General features: G+C 41.8%; 7 protein-coding genes. 6 read left to right on the forward strand and 1 reads right to left on the reverse strand.

Features of this window, described 5'->3' with window-relative positions; genetic code table 11:
• Window positions 1-597 precede the first annotated feature (597 nt).
• Window positions 598-10083, reverse strand: a complete 9486-nt coding sequence (locus FLL46_RS09585) for a fibronectin type III domain-containing protein (RefSeq protein ID WP_142893292.1) — start codon at window positions 10081-10083, stop codon at window positions 598-600.
• Window positions 10084-10907: 824 nt separating this feature from the next.
• Here FLL46_RS09585 and FLL46_RS09590 point away from each other — a divergent pair.
• The 6 genes from FLL46_RS09590 to FLL46_RS27840 all read left to right on the forward strand — a co-directional run bounded on the left by FLL46_RS09590 (window position 10908) and on the right by FLL46_RS27840 (window position 22306).
• On the forward strand, window positions 10908-11180 hold the full coding sequence (locus tag FLL46_RS09590; RefSeq protein WP_142893293.1) for a hypothetical protein: 273 nt from the start codon (window positions 10908-10910) through the stop codon (window positions 11178-11180).
• A gap of 30 nt (window positions 11181-11210) precedes the next feature.
• On the forward strand, window positions 11211-11474 hold the full coding sequence (locus FLL46_RS09595; protein ID WP_142893294.1) for a hypothetical protein: 264 nt from the start codon (window positions 11211-11213) through the stop codon (window positions 11472-11474).
• Window positions 11475-11536: 62 nt separating this feature from the next.
• Window positions 11537-15811, forward strand: coding sequence for a hybrid sensor histidine kinase/response regulator transcription factor (locus FLL46_RS09600; protein ID WP_142893295.1), 4275 nt, complete (start codon window positions 11537-11539; stop codon window positions 15809-15811).
• A gap of 366 nt (window positions 15812-16177) precedes the next feature.
• A complete protein-coding gene (locus FLL46_RS09605; RefSeq protein ID WP_142893296.1) occupies window positions 16178-19114 on the forward strand; it encodes a reprolysin-like metallopeptidase in 2937 nt (978 codons plus the stop codon).
• Window positions 19115-19226: 112 nt separating this feature from the next.
• Window positions 19227-19715: a hypothetical protein gene (locus FLL46_RS09610; RefSeq protein WP_142893297.1), complete on the forward strand. Its 489-nt coding sequence runs from the start codon at window positions 19227-19229 to the stop codon at window positions 19713-19715.
• A gap of 410 nt (window positions 19716-20125) precedes the next feature.
• Window positions 20126-22306, forward strand: a complete 2181-nt coding sequence (locus FLL46_RS27840; protein WP_168204111.1) for a S8 family serine peptidase — start codon at window positions 20126-20128, stop codon at window positions 22304-22306.
• Window positions 22307-22413 lie beyond the last annotated feature (107 nt).

Raw genomic sequence — 22413 nt, forward strand, 5'->3', positions numbered from 1 at the left:
CGTTGCATTATGAATAACCTCAAACAATGTCCGAGACTACCATTGCTAACGGGTGCCCTCTCTTGCTTCATTCTTATTTGCATTAGTCGTTCTGCATTATTCTAGTTTGGAGAACCTCCTGTTCAGCTAAGCTAATAATATGCCGATAAATAACATGAAACGTTCCGCCGATTAGGCCCAAAACCATGATGGCTAAGTTTCCTAAATTTGAATAGTTAAAATAGCTACTCAAGATCCATGCAATAAACATCAATGTAAAAAAAAGCATTGAAGCATTATTCAAAAAACCAAGACGATTGAAATCATAAAAAGGGACCAACTTACATTTACAACCAGGACAAGAATGAAATGCCTTTTTTTTGTAATATGCATACCAATTAAAATACTTACTTCCGAAGATCTCGCCGCAGTTACAGCACTCATATTTTTGAAGCTTAGCCATTGGAATTACGGTCCTCAGTAAATAAAAACTAAAATAACTAATTAAATTCGTTGGGAAAGCCCAACTCTTCAACTCAGAGTTTTTATTCTAAATAATCATTTCAAATTAAATAATGGTGAGCATCAATTATCATGAATCAATACTCACCATGAGAGTTATTCTTCTGAAAGTAGCTCCTTGGTGGTAAGTTTGATAGAGGCCTCCCATTGGGCCGCTTTCCCATGACCAACTCCAAACTTCTTGACCATTATAAATTCAGCAGCTTTTGCAACTCCGAGTGCTTTGTATCCTTTTGTAGATTTAGAATTGATAGAACCCTCATCAACCAAGTCGGCAGTCATTCCAGCGGCACCACTTATCAATGTAGCACCCATTGATATTTTTGCTAACGCCGGTGCGACCGGTGTAGGAGCAGTTGCCCCCCAAGCTGACAGTACAGAGACATTGTCTCCAAGCTTTTCTACTATCCTTAGTAGGCTAACAGTGGATTTCTTGCCCACTTTAGCAATATCTGATCCCATCTGCTTAGCTGCTTTCTTAACATCTTTAACGAAATTTTTATTACCTTCCTCAGGGGTTTTATACCCCCACATATTCGCTATCATGGTTGATTCATTAAATGGATTAAAGTCAAGAGAGATATCTGCAAGTCTGTGATCCAGAGTCGCCTCCAGAGCAGCGCCAGCACTTTCATAGGCCGCTTGACGTTCAGGGTCTTCAAAACGAGGACCGTTTTCGCCTTCATTCAAAGGACCCGTAGTTCCATTTGGTCCAGTGCCCGGTGCTTTTTTAACTTTCTCTGTAGAAGCAGTCTCGCGTGTTATAATCACAGTTCCTCGATTCTCTAGCCACTCCTTTCCTTTTCTATCAGCGGTTGTCATTATGTCAGTAATCATCTTGTCAAACATCGCCGCTCTCTCGGCAGCAGACTGTCGTCTACTTGAACCATTATCCATAGCCCAACCGATCCCCATCATACTCATGAAGCATGCAAAACTGGCATCGGTACATCGCCCATTGTCCAACATATCCGCGTAGTACCCGCTAGGATCTGTTCCAGCCATTGGATTATTCATAATGTAGCTATATGGATTCATACTCTGAGAATTACCAGGTTCTTGTATAAACGGGTCAACACTCAAGAAACGTCCAATATTGTAATCATACACCCGACCATTCATATGAATAAGCTCAGCGTCATCTAAATGCTCATGGTCCGTAAAACCTCTACGAGTAGTAAGCTCAGTAGAATCTCCGTTGTTAAGATATCCACCTACATTGGCAACATTTGTTAACGTTGCTATTTCAGTAGGATCGATCCTTTCCATAGTTGCTTTGCGCGGTTTACCAAACGGATCAAAACTCTTATTGTCAACCACGTTTCCATTTTCATCCGTAATCGTCACCACAGAATCCAGTCGGTCGCGGTGAACAAAACCCGCTTCGTAAGAAGTTGAATTTCCTTCAACCTTTTCCGTAATGATTGAATCGCTTAGATATGATTTTTTAGTTGTCTTACCGTTATAGCGAATCTCTTCATAAGCTTTACCGATATAAATAGTTGTTTCATCACCACCTGACTTACCCGTCTTGACTTGCTTGTATCTCATTTGGTCAGAACCGTAGTAGAAGTTACTGACAACTCCGCCTTTGTTAATCCAAACAGGTTTGTTAAACGTGTTATATCGGATTACTTCACTACCATTTTCATGAGTACGGTTACCATTATTGTCATACTGATAGGTTACAGTGCCTCCGCCAACTTTCGTAACCGACCGAACTGCATTAGGGCCCGCATTTCCGATACTTCTTGAAAGAGAGCCATAAGCAAAGCTGCTCGCAAAATCATCTTTACGAGTCAGGTTCCCGACTGCGTCGTAACGGTAATCAATTGAAGTTGTATTTCCTGACAAAATAAGCGAAGACTGAGTCAACCGATGCAAATCATCGTAGATATATTCTTCAGTCGATGTTACAACGCCGTTGTTGGTTGTTGTTTCGACACGCTGTTTTTTCAAATTACCAAAGCCGTCGTAATCAACATATTCAATTCGGTGTCTTTGAGTTCCCAAATTAGTTGCGTTGGTATATACAGCAGTTAACTGACCCGAAACAGAATCGTATGAGCGACCTTCTGTGAGAACACCATTAGCTTTAATTGCGTTCAATACTTGACCTCTGGCATCAGCAGCAGTGATTTCATGATAAACATAATCGTTGGCTGCGTTAACTTGATGAGATAGATAACCCTCGGCGGTATACCAATTCTCTAACGTTATTCCCGTTGGATAAGTTACAGCTTTAATTCGCCCATAGTTGTTGTCATATTGCGTGGACATGACGAAATCATCACCATCTATCGTCGTTGTCGATTGGACTGGCCGACAGAAACTATCATATGTATGGGTAAGCGTGAACTGATTACCGTTTGTTGAAGTTTCACTAACCGGTAACCCAACACATACCCCACTGCCACCTTGAGAAGCGCTATCGAACGTAAAACTGGCTTCCAGGCTGTTATTTACATAACGTTCGTATAGTCTTCCTTGAACATCATACTTGTACGAGTATGTGTTTCCATTCGCATCGGTTTCACTATCGACTTCTCCAAATCCGGTGTAAGCAAAAATCTTCTTACCCATGTTTGGATCATCGACCCACTTTTTCTGGCCTAGTGCGTTATAAGTCGCGGTAATAGGGTGATTATTTGCGTCCTTTAATACAACAGGATTCCCCATTGCATCATATGCATACTGAGTAACGCCTGATAATGCATCCGTCGTTTGAATTAATTGGCCATCAGTTGCATAGGTTCGGCTCATGTTAAGCAGCTTACCTTCTCCATTTGCGACAATATCTGTTTTATGTCCCGAATGAGAATAGGTAACAACCATTTGTTTGTTAAGTGCTTGGTCGGTTGCTTTTTCGGTTAATCGCCCTAAAGCATCGTATCGATTGTAATGAACACCTTTGGTATTGAAAGCGTCGTAAGAAGGATTAGTTTCTAAAACTTTACGCCCAAATTTGTCATACACCACTGTTGTATAGATATAACTCGATCCATCAAACGCTTTGGTAGCCGTTGCAATCGCCCGATTGAACTTATCTTTATAAACAATACCTTCTGGCGCTCCAGCGGTATAACTCATTTGTTTGTACGCAATTCTGCTCGCGACGTCAGTATTAAATCCATGCCCATCACAATCGCCAGCACAAATTGCGATTCGAGAATATGCGGGTTGCGCAGTTCCAACTGGCGGCGTTACTTTTTCAGCACGACCGAATGCATCATAGTCATGATTTGTAATCAATCCATTCACATCAGTACTAGAAAACGGCTGACCATGGGTAGCATATGATGATGTGTGAACCTTGCCTAAACCGCTGTCTACCCATGCAACAAAATAATTATCGCTTGAGTATCCAGTTGTAATAACTCGTGACGACTCTCCTGCACTTGATGTTGTTACATTTGTTGGAAGACCGTAGCCATTGAAAACAGAATTGACAGTTACAATCTTTCCATCGCCAGGGTTAGTTTCGACATTCGAAGGCTTGCGACTGCCGTTACCATCATAACTAGCAATTGTAGTTTTAATTGTTTTAACCGGATCAAGGATAGAGTTATAAACTGCTGAACTATTGCTAATAGTCTCAGACCTAACTTCAGACCAATTAAGTTTGTTCACCCACCAATCGTTTTCATCGTGTGCGTAGAAATGATTTGTCGTTTTAGTTTCGATATCACTAAATCCATTATCGAGGCGGTTAGTTTTTACTAATACATTTCCAAAGTCATCTGTATCCGACTTACTGATCGTTGTCGTCTTTTTCGATAGTTGAGTACTTCGATTATTTAAATCAAAAGTCTTGGCAATGCTCTGCGTTGGGAACGTCCAATAAACTTTACTATTAGCGGTATTCTTATAATCGAAAGTTACTGTCGATTGAGTTAACGGATCTGTTTTACAGAGTTCATCGTCACTAATTAAGCAAGTTCGAGCTTCTTCAAGTTTTCCTGCATATGGGAATATTTGAGAGAAGTCAGAAACTGCTCTCTGGCCATTTTCACTTTCAATAATTACCGTTCTAAATCCTTGGAACCCACGCCCCATTCGATTGTAGATAGCTTCCTTATAACGATAGGTTGTTTCATCCATACCACCTATACCGTCAGATTGGCGAAGGTTAGTAACCACAGGCATAGAAGAAGTAAAATAGAAATGCTCGCCATTTGGATCATTGTCAATATAACGATTATCTGGAACCGTATAAAGTCGACTACCGTTTACTAGTTCAGGACGAGAAATCGGTGCAAAATCCCATTCAGATACATTCACCAATCCATCGGTTGCTCGATACGCCGTATCTACAAGTTGTTTGCTATGTGCAATAGCATTGTTATGAATGAACATTCCATCGATAGGGCTAGGAGTAGACTGGAACGAACCACCAAATCCGCCTCTTGTGACTGTGATACCTTGAACCGTTACATAGTTGCCATCTTTCAGCCAGGTGAATCCGTCTATGGTTTGGTATGAAAAATCCAAGTACCCATCATTATTGAAATCATTAAATGAAAGAGGAAGCGCCCGGGTTCCGTCAAGTAACTTAATTCCATTGAGCGGTGCATTAACGACATCAGCGATTGTTCTTTCGTGCACTAAATTAGCGGAACTATCCGTTTTGAAGTCAACAATGGACCAATGGAATCGACGAAAATCGAATATGCTGTAATCTGCGTCGAAGTCAGGGCCAGTAGTACCTCCACCACAACTCTTTACGAGAACTTTTTTGACATAGAGTTCATCGTCCTTAACACAGACTTCCAAGAACTGACCTGTCGATGGACCACCAGGATACTCTAATCTTTCACCAAAAAATGTGACCATAAAGCTATCTGTAGAATGGGTTGCGACCATTAACTCTTCAGCACCATCTCCATCAAAATCAGCAGCAACAACACGACCAGTCTTTTCTATTTTGTCATGACTGTCAGTTCCTGCAGGATAGCTGTACATATCACTGATACCAACGTTGGTCCCCAGTGATTGAGCAGCTTTGAATGTACGATTTCCTTTATTGACTTGCACATGCCAATTTGAATTTTTGACAAATACATAATCTTTTAGACCGTCACCATTGAGATCCGCGAATACAGCTTTGTCTGCGCTGCTATCCAGGCCTAAACTACCACTAGATACTCTTGATGCTGTTAAGATCCCGCTTGTTGAGCGTTGAGAGAAATAAATACCATTGACTCTTCCGCTAGGACCGTACGCCATTTCTCCAAAATCAACCAAACCATCATTATCAAAATCTTGTGCGACCGAATTCCAGGAAGTACCACTAACATCAACAACAATATGCGGTCCACTAAAATCTACATTGCCATTTCCTTTATTTCGGTAATAAACAACTTTAGTGCGAGAGTTATTCATCAACTTAGTAAACAAGATATCTTGATAACCATCCGAGTCTACGTCAGTTACTTGTAGTCCTTGTCCTGCGATAATTCGATCATATCCAGAAGTAAAGTAAAAACTGGTAGCGTGTCTGACTAAGTTAAAGTTTTTATCAAACTGGAAGTAAACCAATCGTCGGTTCTCTTCAGTGATAAAATCAGTAATTCCATCACCATTTATGTCACCTTCTATTCCTGCATAAACTAAATGATCATAGCCACCTAGATTTGCTGAAGCGTGTTCAACGTACTTTCCTTCAGAGTTAAGGATATAAACTCGAACATCGAATGTTCCATCCTGCTTTTCATCCATGTAAAGAGCTTCTGCGACACCATTCCCATCTAGATCTTTAAGCATAATTCGATCACTACCTTTCAGCGTGCCGAAATCACCTATAGGAGATTGGTTAGCATCGCTACTATCAACATCTGCCCAATCTAAGTTTGGTGAATAAGTGTCAAACGATGAAGCCGGCAAACATGCTTCAACTCCACCTTCATCGAACGCGCACTCAGTAATTGTAGAAACCACTTTTCGTTTAGAGGTTGTGCTGTCGTTATAAGCTAACGTGTAACTGCGAACCTTAGTTTGATCAACGTAAGTTTCTATCGATTCAAGCAGTTTTGTTTTTAACGTAAGTCCGCCTTGCATGTAGGAAACAGAAGCATCTGCTCTTTCGCCTTCCTGGTAATTAAATCGAACATGTCGGTTACCCGCAGAACTTCCATAGCCGGTATAATCGAGTGAGGTAACTAAGTGTTCTCCAGCGCCAAATTCCGCATAGTTATAGAAGATATTGTTTCCAGCCCTATCTTCTTTTTTCTTAACTGCCCAAGTTAAAATTTCACTTCGTCCACCTGCTTGTTGGCGTGAGTCTGCAGACGTTCCGTACTGCGTAATATCACCGCTTTTATGATAAACAGTGAAGCTTGTTGTGGCACCATTAATATTGCCTGACTGTTTAACTTTAACAAAAGTATCAAGTTCAGTTCTATACTCTGCCCCTGAAACTCCATAACTGCCAGATACAACCATTAGTCGCTGACCATCTAAACATAAACGATCTTCAGTCGCGCTATAGGTGACGCCAAAGCCAAAGCCATCTTGAGCCGCAGTTTTTCCACAGCGATGAATGGATGAACCAGTACTCAAACTCCAACCAACACCAGCAATTCCATTACCAGAACGCGAAGAATAATTTAGCGATACTTTCGGCTGCATCCCAGCGCGCCCAGGAGGAATCGCGATTGGCACCGAGTAAGTTGCCGCACCGCCAGAAACCCCTGCTTGACCTTCCAATGCACCAACCGCTTGATTGGCTGGCACAGTAGGTGTAATCAGCGCGGCATCTGGTACCGATGCGGATGATTTTCTTGCATAAACAGGTGTCACAGAAACAGCGATCGTTTTCGTCACAGAATTAGCCGAACAAACATCGGTTCCACCGTTACAAGCTTTTACTCGATAACCATAGGTCCCGTTAGTTAAACCAGAAACAGAATAAGTGCGGCTTGAATTAGATTGCAACGTGCTCCAGGAACCACCATTAATTTGTTGCTGTAAAACATAAAGTGTTGCATCAGAAGCTGAATTCCATTCAAGCATAAAACTTCCAGAATCACTTACATTTGAAGTCGGTTTGGTAATTGAAGTGTTTGCCGGTACTCGACGTACATTAACATCAGTTGAGTCAGCGCTGTAACCAGAACAGGCCCATGAATAACCATTACAGGCACGAACTCGATAATCCCAATTTCCGGTGGTGCGACTGGAAACTGCAGCATTAGTTGTCACTTGGCCGGTAACTAAATTAGCCCAACTCAGTGTATTTTTTCTTTCCTGAACATCGTAATAACTCACACTACCGGACGGTTTAGTCCAGTTTACTGTATAACTTCCAGTAATTGTTGACGTGGTAGAGGTTGTCGGTTTTGCCGGCACAGAGGGTATCAGCCTTACTGTTGTGTTCGACGAGTCGGCAGAATAATTGGAACAAGACCAGCTATAAGTATTACAAGCACGAACTCGATAATCCCAACTGCCGTCAGTTAAGCCAGACAGAGATTCATTAGTATTTGTATCACCCGCTTTCGCTGTTGCCCAACTTCCATTGTTGTGACGTTTTTGTAAATCATAATAAGTAGCTCTTGATACACTTGCCCAACTGACAGATACGCTTCCAGTGGAAGTTGAAGGCCCAGATGGTGCAGCTGGTGTGCCAGGTTTTAAGCTAATTATCGTCGCAGCAGAACCTGTTCGATACCCACTACACCCACTCGCGTTACAAGCTCTAACTCGGTATGAGTAACTACCGTCAGTTAAACTATGAACAGCCTTACTCGTGGAATCGCTAGCAGCAATTTGCGTCCAGCTACCACTATTTTTTCGTTGCTCCAACCTGTAATCTGCAGCACGCCCAGTTGCGCTTCCCCAACTTACGGTGATCGAACCATCAGTATCGGTCGATGGATTAGAAATACTTGAAGGAACACCTGGCACGTGTAAAACACTGACATCACCACTGATTGCCGAATAACCCGAGCAAGCCCAGTCATAACCATTACAGGCTCTTACTTGATAATCATAAGCACCATCAGCTTTGCCTGATAAGACCGCGGAAGTTTTTACGGTATTGTTTGCGACGGTTGAAAAACTGCCTGTATTATTTTTACGCTCGATTAAATCGTAGTAAGACACACTACCAGATGGTTTGGTCCAGGAGACGGTATAGCTGCCGTCAATATCAGACGACGGAACAGTTGGCGCTGCAGGAACTGAAGGAACTTTTCGCCAGATAACAGAGCTACCATCTGCACCAAATCCCGAACATGCCCATGAATAGCCATTACAAGCCTGGATACGAAAATCCCAACTACCATCAGTAAATCCAGATAAAGATTTGCTGGTTCCTGTGACTGAATTGGCGGCAGTTACCCAGCCTCCAGAGTTATTTCGGCGTTGAATGTTGTAATACGACGCGTATGTTACTGCAGGCCATGAAACAGTAACCGAGTTAGTATCAGTTGAGGTTGACGGGTTGGCGGCCGCGGGTGTTGAAGGAACTAAACGAACCTTGACGCTATTGGAACCACTATAACCAGAACAAGCCCAAGTATAACTATTACAAGCGCGAACCCGATATTCGTAATTTGTGTTGTTACTTCTACCGCTACGAGCAATTGAAGTTGAAGTGTGGTTCGAAGCAATCGTTGACCAGCTACCACCGGCCACGCGCTCCTGAACACTGTAAAAATTCACAGTGCCAGATGGTTTGCTCCAACTAACGGTATAACTGGTCGAGGTGGAGTTCAAACTGTTCGGTGTTGAAGGCGTCGACGGCTTGAGCTCAACTCGAACGGTGTTTTGCGAACTATATGACGAGCATGACCAAGAATACTGATTACAAGCCTGAACCCGGTAATAGTAAGTGGTGTTGTTTGACCGGCCGGTTCGAGAAATTGACGTGCCAGCCAGTTTACCGGAAATTGTTGACCAACCTCCGCTACCGACTTTTTCCTGAACAACATAGTAAGTTGCGTTGCCTGAAGGCTTGCTCCAACTAACGGTGTATGAAGTACTGGTGGTATTTATATCTGACGGTTTGGAAGGTGTTGATGGTGTATTTCTAACTGTCGTTGTACTACTGGTTCGAAAGCCCGAGCATTTTTCATTACCGATTTTTAAATCGACATTACAGGCTTTGATTTTAAAAACGTAACTACCATCACCTACCCCACTAAAAGCATGACTGGTTGAGGTATAGGTAGGAGAACTAACAACAGTATAAGGGCTGCCATTTTTTGACTGATAAAGGATATAGTAACCAGCCTTCTGAATATTCGATGATGCCCCCCAACGAATAGTAAAAGCACCGTTGTTATCGGTAGATGGCACCGACATTGTTCCCGGCGTTCCGGGAGTTGGTGTTGTAGTACTACCACATGATGCTTGAATCAAAGACTCTCCCGAGCCTTTGTCTTTGCTACCACTTTTGGATCCATTTAAAGTGCCTCTCGAATTAAGAGAGCGCCCCTTCTCCTGTTCTTTTAAAATACCGCCTTTACCGTCCGTGGCATCAGCGGCAAACCGGATCGGTGGTGGCGGACAGGCTGCCTCTGCCTGTTCAGGCCACGCACACGCTAAAATGAATAATAAAACGAGAAAATACCGGTACATAAATATGTCTCCCTGGAGATCGATAAGTCACCGCCGAAAATAATTAGCAGCGCAAAATCGTTTAAATTTAATAACTAATTTTTATAGGTAAGTATTTTCCAGAAACAGCAAACTCTCGCTGTCACCTCAGTGCCAACTTATGGTAAATCAGGGCCAATTGTGGGAAGTGTCGGAAGTATTAACATTAAAAATATGAGGTTGGCACAAACTCTCGAAAACTTGTCACTATAGTGACAGCCCTGTGACATTGAGTTGGTTATTCTTACTACTCGCTTTTTCTTTCATCTTGCCGTGGCAACTTAAGGCGGGTGCATCAATAATCAGGAAAGTATCTTCAGGTATGGCTTACCCTTAATAAGCGATACTGATATTGCTTTCTTTTTGATACACCCGCCGCCTTTTAACTCCCTGGTTTCTTCCACACTAATTGTGACTTATTACCAACTGTGCCCAATAAAGCGGGTTTCAAATTGAACCGAATATTTAAAAAAGCTAACATCTCACATTCGAATATAATGTTTGGCACTATATTCAGAATGGTTGGCACTCCAGTAATAGTGAATATCGCAAGCCACTGATAGAGTGAAATAGAACTTCCAAGGTTCACTCTCTAATTGTTCACTTATTCATCAGTTTTTAAGGGGAATGTGATGAAAAACGCCAATATGCCATTCGTTTTATGACATCAATGACTGAATAATAACCAGACCAAAATGATGGTAAGCGTCATTTTGATCAGACACTTATTCAGCGCTCCAGTTTAATGGTGAATAGTCGCACTTTTAGCGAGCTATTTTTACGACTTTAATATAAGGAAATTTATTATGAAAATAATGAAAGGGCTCGCCATAGGCTCTGCTTTAATCTTAAGTTTACTTTTTACATCAGAAGCTAAAAGTAATGAAACTTTTACCGACACGATTACATTCTATAACTACTATGAGGTAACGGCATTCTGTAACATGAACGCACATTTATGTCACTCAATTGTGCAGGAAGGTAACAAGTTTATGGTTGAATATACTTGGAGTCATTTACATGACCCAGATCCTGGTCGGCCAAATCCAGGCGACCCTGTTGATCCGAGAAGACCGTAATTTAATAACCGTAATATAAGGAGAAGTATTATGAATATAATGAAAAAACTCGCCATAGGCTCGGCTTTAACTTCAAGTTTACTTTTTCCCTCAGGAGCTGAAAGTTATGAAACAGTTACCTACACCTATAAATTTAGTCGCTACGACTTTGCTGTAATGTTCTGCCAAAATTACAGAATTACCTGTCATTCAATTGTAGAGGAAGATAGCGAGTTTGTGGTTGAATATACTGTAAGTGATGGGCCTGATCCTAAACCAAATCCAGGGGATCCAGTTGACCCTATAGGAATATAAATTTATCTTGACTTGTACAGGTTGGCTTTTGGACAGCCAATCTGCACCACAGCCGTCGAATTATGAACAATAAGTTAGCGCCCGTTCCTTTCATTAGTTTGCTGCTGTTATTTTTTACATGCAGTCAGATTCCGTGCGCCAACGCATTCGAAACCAGTGAACGACTCGAAAACAACGTACTTGAGCACCTACGCGTTAATTACAAATTTCTGACTCCGGCGAACAATCATAAACTATCTCATCCTGTAACATATGGTATGGAACAGGATGCCGACGGTTATCTCTGGATTGCTACTGCTGACGGACTCAACAGGTTCAATGGTTTGGATAATAAAATTTATCGACCAACTACTGATGAGGAAAATTCACTTAAACATTTTACCTTGCGCGCTCTGCTCCTTGATACTAATCAAAAACTTTGGGTTGGTTCCGACAAAGGGTTGAGTTATTACAACAGCAGTCAGGATAACTTCAAATCACTTAATACAAAAAGTATACACGCTGATACCCTTTCCAACTCTTTGATACTGACGATATTTGAAGATACGGCTCAAAGGCTCTGGATTGAAACTGCTCAAAACGGATTATTCCTTATTTCAAAAGATAGAACACAGGTAACAAAAATAGTTCTAAAAACTGAAATAAAGACTGACTTATTGAGAGTAAAAAGAATTCAAGAATTGCAGCCGAATCAGTTTTTAATCGCAACGAAACAGGGCATTCTAAAACTAAACATAGATAGAGTGTTTACAGAAAACCAGAGTGAATTAAGTCTGGATACAAATGTCGTATTTCGAAAAGATACTGACCAGATAATGATATTACCTGACGACAAAGTCTTAGTTGGAACGCCAGAAGGCGTATACTTATTAGACAAAACTTTAGAAAGTCCGGAGTTCATTTCATCAAGCTTGTTGTCGGGCAGAATATTTAAACAATTCTTTCTACTGGACGAAGAAAAAATTCTTCTTGGGACAAATCGCTCAGGATTATTTGTACTTGATTTAAAAAATAATAGCGTTAAACAGTTTACAAAATCGACCTCGAACACCTACAACCTGATTGATAATCAAATATTGTCTATTAGTCGAACACACGATGGCCTCGTCTGGATTGGTACTAATTTAGGTATCAATCTACTCAACGAAAAACAACATGTGTTTGAACACTACCGAGCAAAGGATTCCAATAATAACTGTTTATCGGGCAACACAATCTACGCCTCACTGCTGGACTCTTCCGATAATCTCTGGATCGGCTCATTCGGCAGCAAGTTGAATATCATCAATCTTTCGAATAACCAGTGCCGGTCAATTAGCTCAATTAAAGGTATTGAAGATCCGCAATTGCTCAAAAATATTGTGTCAATTTATGAAGATGAAAATGGCGATATCTGGATCGGTACTTTTAGAAAAGGAGTAGTCCGTTATAGTGCAGAAAAAAAGGAATTTGAGAAGCTTGATCTCGCTAACTATTCAGATCAAAAAACCAGTCTAACCGTCATAACAACGATCACAGGGAATAAAAAAGGCAAAGTCTGGATTGCATCCCACTATAACGGAGTTTATGAGTTCGATATTAAAGAGAAAAAAGTGACGAATTGGTATCCAGTATCAAAAAGTATCAAAGGTAAAGCAGTCAAAGCAATCAGTGATTTAAGGTTCGACGGCAACGGCCAACTATGGATTGCAACGGATAAATACGGATTATGGAAGCTCGATGTAGAATCCGGTTTATTTACTCACTATATTACCGAGAAATCCAGCGCTGGTTATATTCCAAAGTCGCTAGAATCTCTTTACATTGACTCAAAAAATAAACTATGGATAAATTCTTATGGAGAAGGTATCTACGAGTTTTCTCCCACCGATGGAAAAGTCACGCACTACAGCACCAACAATGGACTGCTTAGCAATGCCACCCTTGCGACCATAGAAGACACCAGTGGAAACTACTGGATATTGACAGACAAAGGACTTTCCAAACTTTCAGCTGATAGAAAGAACATTACTACCTATCTAGAAAAAGACGGACTGCAGGCAGATTCATTCACCGGCGCCGTGATTTATGATCGAAAAAGAAACCTCATATGGACAGGTGGAATCAATGGTTTTAATCGGTTTAATCCAAACAAAGTTGAAACAGCTCTCCCCCCAACCCAGGTTCTTGTCAATGAATTTGACCTTTTATACAAACCGGTGAAATTAAAAAAAGATTGGGACGATTCTCCGTTGAAGAATGTCATTAGCGAGACCAAACAGTTACACCTGAAACACAACCAAAATGTGTTCGGCTTTTCATTCTCTTCGGTCGATTTTTTATCACCTGAAAAGTTAAAATACGCTTTTATTCTTGAAGGGTATGATCCGACCTGGAACGAGGTTTCTGCGGATAGGCGCTATGCCAATTACACCAACATTGAGCCCGGCCAATATATCTTTAAAGTAAAAGTGGCAAATAAAGAAGGTGTTTGGAGCGATAAGGTAACATCGTTAAAAATCAATATTGCCAAGCCTTGGTGGCAAACCAACCTGGCATACGTTTCATACTTTGCTCTTTCAGTCATAGTTCTCTATCTATTTATCAGCTACAGAACAAAAACATTAATAAAACGCTCAAAAGAGCTGGAAAAAAGTGTAGAGGAACGCACTGCAGAACTTGCGCTGGAAAAAGAGAAAGTCGAACAGTTGCTTTCCCGTAAGAACGAAGAGTTCGCCAATGTTTCACACGAGTTTCGTACGCCACTGACGTTAATTCTCGGGCCGGTATCTCAATTACTACAAAGCAAACCAGGCGAAAACGAAACTAAAAAACTGAATATTGTTCAACGTAATGGTTATCGTTTGTTGCGCATGGTGGATCAACTACTTAATCTGGAAACCTTCCGGGTTAAGTCAATTACCCAAAGATCGCCACAGGCCATAGGCAAAACGATTCGCATGCTTGCTGAATCCTTTTGCGACCTTGCTGAAGAAAAGAAAATAACTTTTGAGGTTCAAACCATCGATGATGTCAACTTCGAATTCACCGTGGACGCCATCGAAAAAATCACACTCAACCTTCTATCGAACGCAGTGAAATATACGCAAGCCGGTGGAAGTATTTCAATCAGCGCTACGCGAATTGTTAACAACCAATATCAAATTATCGTCAGAGACAGCGGTATAGGAATTCCGAAAGATAAGCTTAAGCTGATTTTTGAGCGTTTTAATCGCGTTCATGATGAACGCAGCGAACAAGTGACAGGCGCAGGTATTGGTCTGGCCCTGGTAAAATCACTGGTTGAATCTCACGCAGGCTCCATTTCGGTTACCAGCGAACTAGACCAGGGAACAACAATTACCGTCACTCTGCCGATAATCAACGAAGTTGAAAATTTAATTGCAGCAGAAAATTCTAATGCGGAAACCATCGCCATGGAAATGATGAGTTTAACCGAAAATCCAATGATAAATTTAGCTGAAAAACAAGTACTGACAACAATGCAGGAACATAGTCAGGAAAATGAGGATAATTCAACCAAACCAACCTTGCTTGTCATCGAAGACAATTCCGATATGCGAGACTACATTAGCTCTAGTATTAGTGATATTTATCAAGTTCTAACAGCGAGTGATGGCGAGCAAGGATTCCAGATTGCAAAAGAAGAAGTCCCTGATCTCATTATCAGTGATGTTATGATGCCCAAAATGGACGGCTATGAAACCACTCGCCAGCTACGACAAGACGATGTCACCAGTCATATTCCGGTTATTCTTCTTACCGCCAGAGGAGACCGCAATAGCCGTTTAAAAGGTTGGAGTGAAAAAGCCGACGAATACCTGACTAAACCTTTCGATGTCGAAGAACTCAAAATACGACTGAATAATTTACTGTCCATTCGAGATATTTTAAAGAAACGGTTTGGCGAGAATCTGTTTCAACCGTCTCCTATGCAAGAAACAATTTCATCGGAAAAAAGTTCGTCAGAAAAAAATTCCTCAGAAGATCTTGAGCACCATAAAAATAAACAGCAGCATCAGTTTGTAGAGCGTTTGAATGGGGTTCTTGAAGCACTATATACTGATTCAACCATATCCATCGACCAAATCGCTGTCGAAGCAGCCATGAGTAGACGTCAGTTATTTCGAAAACTCAAGAACGTGCTTGATATGACGCCAGCAGAGTATCTCAGGCGTTTTCGTTTAGAAAAAGCTAAGCAGCTCCTGGAACAAGATCACAGCGTAGGATACACGGCAATAGAGACAGGTTTTTCGTCGCAAAGTTATTTTGGAAAGTGTTTTAAGGCCCAATTCAATAAAACACCGGCAGAATATCAAAGAACATTGGCAGGATAATATAGTTCTTCCCTTTGAAGTTTGAGCACTCAGCCTTCACAATCTCATATAGCGCAGGCAAAATATACGCTAATTGAGAACTCTTAGACACGATATTCTTTCACAGTGTGAGTTAGCTCATAAAATAACTCAGAGAGATTTGATAGATTGGCAATATCCTTATTAACCTGAGGTTAGGATAAGGTTAATTAACCAATGGGTAGAATAAGAGCCGCTAGAATATTTCGCTATGACAGTGAATATTGCTCGCACTCAAACAAGCCAAAGTCGGAATTGCTCGTCATTAATCAGAATCAATATCTGGGCTTTCGCCTCAGTCTACCAATTATAACTCGCCGAATGTTAAAAAAACGCTGAGAATACAAAATGAAAACCAAGCGACATATAACCAAACTAGCAACTTCAACGACATTGATTTCATCACTAATATTATCGACTTTCACAAACGCTGGAAACGATGTTACAGGTATCGATAAATCACAAGTCGGAGCGCCTTTATGGCAAAATATTTCAAAACAAATACATTCAATAGATCTCGGTGAACATTCGCCGAACTATTCTTACAAGCTATACCAACTAGATATCAATTCGTTGACATCTAAACTTCAAAACTATATTTCAGAAAAGTCAAAACCTTCAACAAAACATTCAGACAATGGTGTTTTGATTCAGTTGCCCCTTGCAGATGGTAATACTGTCGACTTCATTTTATTTGAATCAGCTGTTTTGCCGCCCAAGTTATCGAAGAAATATCCATCAATTAAAACCTTCTCTGGTTATCAAATCGATAACCCCAAAAATACAGGGCGATTTGACATAACGCCTCACGGCTTTCACGGAATGTTTCAATCTGGCGGCAAACGACAGTTTATTGACCCGGCAAATAATGGTGGTGATCTGTACCGAGTCTATTATGGAAGCGACGCGTTATCAAAAGCGGAAAACTTATCTTTAGAACAAGTTTTTACTTACGATGAATTGGATAAAAACATACCGGATACAAAGAAGCTGGCAGAAGATTTTGGAAATGAACTTAGGACTTATCGACTGGCCGTTAGCGCTGCTGCAGAATACACTCAATTTCATGGGGGCACCGTTACCGATGGGCTGAGTGAAGTCACCACAGCAATCAATCGCGTTAATGAAATGTATGAAAGAGATCTGGCGATTAAACTCGTGTTAGTCGAAAACAATGATCTGATAATATTCACTGATCCAAGTACCGACCCTTTTGATAATAACACTGGCGATATTAATAAAAATAAAGCTGCCATCGACGACGCAATCGGCAATAGCAACTACGACATCGGACACGTTTTCAATACCGCTGGCGGCGGACTGGCAGGACTAAGAGTCGTTTGCGGCAGCCGAAAAGCCGACGGTGTGACTGGAAGAGGCCGTCCTGTGAACGATGCTTTTTATATTGATTATGTTGCCCATGAAATAGGTCATCAATTTGGCGGCAATCACACTTTCAATGGTGGCGACGGAAGTTGTGGTGGTGGAAACCGCGCATCGAACGACGCTTTTGAACCTGGTAGTGGAACAACGATTATGGCTTATGCGGGAATTTGTAGTAGTCAAAATATACAAAATAATAGCGATGCATTATTCCATAGCAATAGCATTGACGAAATCCGTCATTACATCACGCAATCAAATGGCGCCAGTTGCGGCACTCTCTCTTCACTGGACAATAGTATCCCCACGGTGGAAGCTGGCGACAGTCTAACGATTCCCATGCAAACCCCTTTCACACTAACCGGTGTCGCTAGCGATGCAGACGCGCAAGATAGAGATAACCTTAGCTATGCCTGGGAGCAAATGGATCTTGGCCCACAAACATTTAGCGCCTCAGAGATGATTGATGATGGCAGCCGGCCATTGTTTCGAAGTTTTCTTCCGAGTAGCAGTCCGAGTAGAACATTTCCACAGCTAAGCGCAGTAGTTAACGGCACTTCTTCAATACAAGAAGTATTACCGACGACTAACCGTACAATGAATTTTCGTTTAACGGTTCGCGATGGTCGTGGCGGTGTAAGCATGGATAGTACCACAGTGACGGTTGATAATACGGCAGGTCCCTTTATCGTGACCACCCCAGCAACAAATATCAACGCTGACGGTGGCAAGCTAATGACCACCGACTGGAATGTCGCGAATACAAACGGCGGTAGTGTTAACTGTAGTTCCGTTAATATCAGTGTATCGGTAGATGGTGGTACAACGTTTGAATACATGGTTGCGGAAGAGACGCCAAATGACGGTAGTCAAGCGATCACTTTGCCAAACATTAATACTCAAAATGCGCGCGTAAAAGTCGCCTGCTCTAACAATAGCTTCTTTAATATATCGCCGACAAACTTTACAATAACTGAGTCGGTTGGGATCCCTGTTATCAACGGTCAGCAACCTGCCACTACCGCCGAAGAACAACCAATAACAATCACTCTGAATGACTTAACTGTCACCGATGAAGATAGTAATTATCCTGACGACTTTACGCTAAGTATTGCGGATGGCGAAAACTATAGCGTCAATGGGACAGAGGTTACTCCTGATTTAGATTTTAACGGTGAGCTGAGTGTTAGCGTAACAGTGAATGATGGTGAATGGGATAGTCTGGCATTTCCTTTTGTCATTTCGGTAACGCCTGTTAATGACGCGCCGACAATTAGTGATGCTGGGAATACACTGAGTACCGATGAAGATAATAGCCTCACACTCAATCTGAGTGACTTGATCATTAATGACGTAGATGATACCGATTTTACACTGGAAATTAGCGATGGAAGTAATTACTCAGTGACTGATAACCAGATTTCACCGGACGCTGATTTTAATGGAAACCTCCAAGTTTCCGTTGTCGTCAATGACGGTGAACTCGACAGTAACTCAGTAACATTGAATGTAACAGTAAACGCGGTTAACGATGCACCAGTTGCGAGTGATGATACAATAAGCATTACTGAAGACAGCGAAAACAACAGCCTTAATGTTATGTCCAACGATACCGACGTCGATGCTGGCGATCAACTGACAATTAGCAACGTCAATTATAGTGGAACAGGTACTTTAAATGTTGCCACTGATGGACAATCGCTAACTTATACACCAGCTAAAGGATTCGTTGGTAGCGAAAGTTTTTCTTACACCATTACTGATAGCGCCGGTCTAACAGCAAATGCAACCGGTAACATCACTGTCAACAAAAAAAGTAGTGGGGGCGGCGGAAGCCTCAACGGATTGTGGTTAATTCTTCTGATTATTGCGAGTATAAAAAGGTCGGCGACAAAAAACTAAAACTATTTGTCTAAAAGCTGACTAAATACTTTAGCCTGACTGAGTTTTATCTAAGCATTCAGTCAGGCATTTTAATTGATCGTTTTTTAAATTTTAATAATGCGAATTTACTATGAAAATCAACACCCCAAAATTAGCAGCGATTACATTAGCCTTAATGACATTGAGTGCCTGTCAAGAAACTCCCAGTGAATCGAAGGAGGAAATAAAAAAAGAGCCTCAACAAACTCAAGAACACCCCGACAAAGTTAAACAAGATAGGCAAAACCAGCAAGCGGTTGAACAACTAAGGCAAGAAGAGAAAAGCGCAATTGAAGCGTTAGAGTGGGCGCAATCAGCCGATCTGGACAAAGAATATAACGAAGCGATCGAGAAAAAAGACTTTCGAGTTTGGATGATTGCAGGTAGAGGCGCCAGCATGCCAGGCATTGATTCATCCCTTCAAGCCAAAATAGATAAAAATTGTGGGCACAAATATCTACCTGGTGTTGGTGACATTTTGCGCGGCGATACACATCGGGCCTACCGTAAGAAAGCAGTCGAATACGCGGAAAAATACAATCAGAAGATGCAAACTCACTGTTTGTCTGGCGAAGAGTAATCTTTGCCAGTTACTTGTACTCCCCCTCGAAAGTTCAAGCAACTATACATAAATAGAAAAACTTACAGAATTCATAATGTTTCCATATTGATAGCGTTTTTAATGAACAAAAACGAACGCTATTTTTAAATACAGTTGTGAAATATTACCATTATTCCTCACTTCAACTATCAATTGTCGGTTTTCAAACAAAAATTGTCGCTTCTCTACTAGCTCAATTCTGGCAGCCAGTGCTAAAAACTATTCCCTCGGCGAAATACTCAAGTTAAATCGTTTTATTAAGTAAAAACATCACTTTGAAATCGCTGATTGTTCACAAGCCTGTATCTGGTCGAACAAATACGACTCATACAATAAATACAAACGGACAACAGGCTTAACAACTCCTTAAAACAGAAAAGGTAGGAATAATGAAATCCAAAATAACAACAGTCGCTGCCGCCACTTTATTGGCACTTGGCGCTACTTCAGGTGTCACACTGGCAAGCAATTTAAAGCTAAATTTAGTTAATAAAGAAACCGCAGAGAGCGCAAAATCGAATGGTACAGCTCTTGAACGCGTCATCGTTAAATTTTCACCGGGAAAAGGTCGCGATACTAAAGCGCTTGCGAAAAGTGTCGGCGGTGAAATCAAAATCGATTTGCAAAAACACGATGCTTTTGCGATGGAAGTTCCATCAGCAGCTTTAAAAGGGCTTCGTAACAATCCGAATATTGAATTCATTGAAACTGATGCTAAACGTCAACTACTTAGCACCAACTTAAACACAACAGAACTAGAACCATGGGGAATTAGCGCTGTTGAAGCAGATGTTGCCTCTGATAGCTTAGCCGGTAACCGCACCGTTTGTATTATCGATTCAGGATACGATATTCGTCACACAGATTTAAGCGGTAACACGGTTTCGGGAACAAATGACTCCGGAACCGGAAACTGGTCTACGCCAGGCGGCTCGCACGGTACTCACGTTGCCGGCACGGTAGCGGCTGTTAACAACGGTTCAGGTGTTGTGGGTGTAATGCCCAATGGCAATATCAATTTGCATATTATCAAAGTGTTTAACGAGTCAGGCTGGGGTTACTCATCAAGCCTGGTTTCTGCAGTTGATAAATGTGTAAATGCTGGAGCCAATGTTGTAAGCATGAGCCTGGGCGGTGGCGGTAGCAGCCAAACAGAAAGAAATGCGTTCACTAACTACTATAATCAGGGCGTGTTAAGCATTGCCGCGGCAGGTAACGATGGTAACACAGCCCACTCTTACCCGGCATCTTACGACGCAGTTGTTTCTGTTGCAGCGGTAGATTCTGGAAAAATGCACGCTAACTTTTCTCAACGCACAAATCAGGTCGAAATATCCGGTCCTGGTGAAGCTGTATTATCTAGCGTTGGTCTAGGCGACGGGCAATTAGCACAACTTACCGTTGGTGGTGTTGACTACTTTGCTAACGGTGTTGTTCCTCACATCTTCTATAACAGCAGCCTGTCTTATGATCCTAGTGGCAATAACGGCTCAGCTTCAGGTAATTTAGGCGTTTGTACGACCTCTGGCACATCTTATTCTTGCGGCGATATGAGCGGCAAAATCTGTTTAGTTGAACGTGGTGAAAACCAGGGCGATAACACCACTTCAACTGAAAATTCTTATCCTGAATACCGTGGTGCGAATGCTTGCGCTGACGCAGGCGCGGCAGGCATTGTGGTTTACAGTAATGCAGCTCGTCCAGGATTACAGGCACCATTTATGGTCGACTTTAACAATAAAATATCAGGTATTCCGACAGCTTCGGTTGATCGTGCAACGGGACTTGAGTTGGCAACAAAAGCAGGTCAGTCAGCTAGTTTCTCCAAGTCGGGTAATCAAGATTGGGATTATTACAACGGAACGTCTATGGCGACGCCTCACGTGAGCGCGGTTGCAGCGCTTGTCTGGTCTCACCATACTGGCTGTACCGCAACGGAAGTTCGAAATGCACTAAACTCGACAGCTGAAGATTTGGACACTGCAGGCCGTGACAATAAAACCGGTTATGGATTAGTAAAAGCGCAAGCCGCGATCAACTACCTTGCAGGCCAGGCCTGTGGTGGTGGTTCGGTTGATAATCCTCCGTCGGCGAGCTTTAGTTACTCTTGTAATGAGTTAGCATGTAACTTCAATGATAACAGCTCTGACGATAATGGCATCAATAGCTACAGTTGGAATTTCGGTGATGGCGCAAGCAGCACATCACAAAACCCAAGTCACACTTACTCGGCAGACGGTTCATATTCTGTCACACTGACAGTAACGGATACTGCCGGCCAAACGGATACTTCAACACAAACGGTAACTGTTACCAGTGCCAGCTCAGGTGGTGTTGAACTTTCAGCTTCAGGTTACAAAGTCAAAGGGCGTCATAGCATAGACCTTACGTGGAGCGGCGCAACCACTTCAAATGTTGATGTTTATCGCAATGGTTCAAAAATTGCGACAACAGCAAATGACGGAGCTTACACTGATGCAACAGGTAATCGTGGCGGACGGACTTACACCTATAAAGTGTGTGAAGCAGGTTCTTCAACTTGCTCTGCGGAAGTCAATGTAATTTTTTAAGCGCACGAGAACACAATAGCCAAATAATAACGATTAGAGTTTATTTTTAATTTAGAGCGACTCATTAGAGTCGCTTTTTTTTGAGTGGCGTTCGCGAATATTTGACT

It is taken from the genome of Aliikangiella coralliicola, from assembly GCF_007004725.1.
GTDB lineage: Bacteria > Pseudomonadota > Gammaproteobacteria > Enterobacterales > Kangiellaceae > Aliikangiella > Aliikangiella coralliicola.

Excerpts from the sequence above, each read along its gene's own strand:
- FLL46_RS09585 (WP_142893292.1), bottom strand. The coding sequence starts at position 10,083 with ATGTACCGGTATTTTCTCGTTTTATTATTCATTTTAGCGTGTGCGTGG.
- FLL46_RS09590 (WP_142893293.1), top strand. The coding sequence starts at position 10,908 with ATGAAAATAATGAAAGGGCTCGCCATAGGCTCTGCTTTAATCTTAAGT.
- FLL46_RS09595 (WP_142893294.1), top strand. The coding sequence starts at position 11,211 with ATGAATATAATGAAAAAACTCGCCATAGGCTCGGCTTTAACTTCAAGT.
- FLL46_RS09600 (WP_142893295.1), top strand. The coding sequence starts at position 11,537 with ATGAACAATAAGTTAGCGCCCGTTCCTTTCATTAGTTTGCTGCTGTTA.
- FLL46_RS09605 (WP_142893296.1), top strand. The coding sequence starts at position 16,178 with ATGAAAACCAAGCGACATATAACCAAACTAGCAACTTCAACGACATTG.
- FLL46_RS09610 (WP_142893297.1), top strand. The coding sequence starts at position 19,227 with ATGAAAATCAACACCCCAAAATTAGCAGCGATTACATTAGCCTTAATG.
- FLL46_RS27840 (WP_168204111.1), top strand. The coding sequence starts at position 20,126 with ATGAAATCCAAAATAACAACAGTCGCTGCCGCCACTTTATTGGCACTT.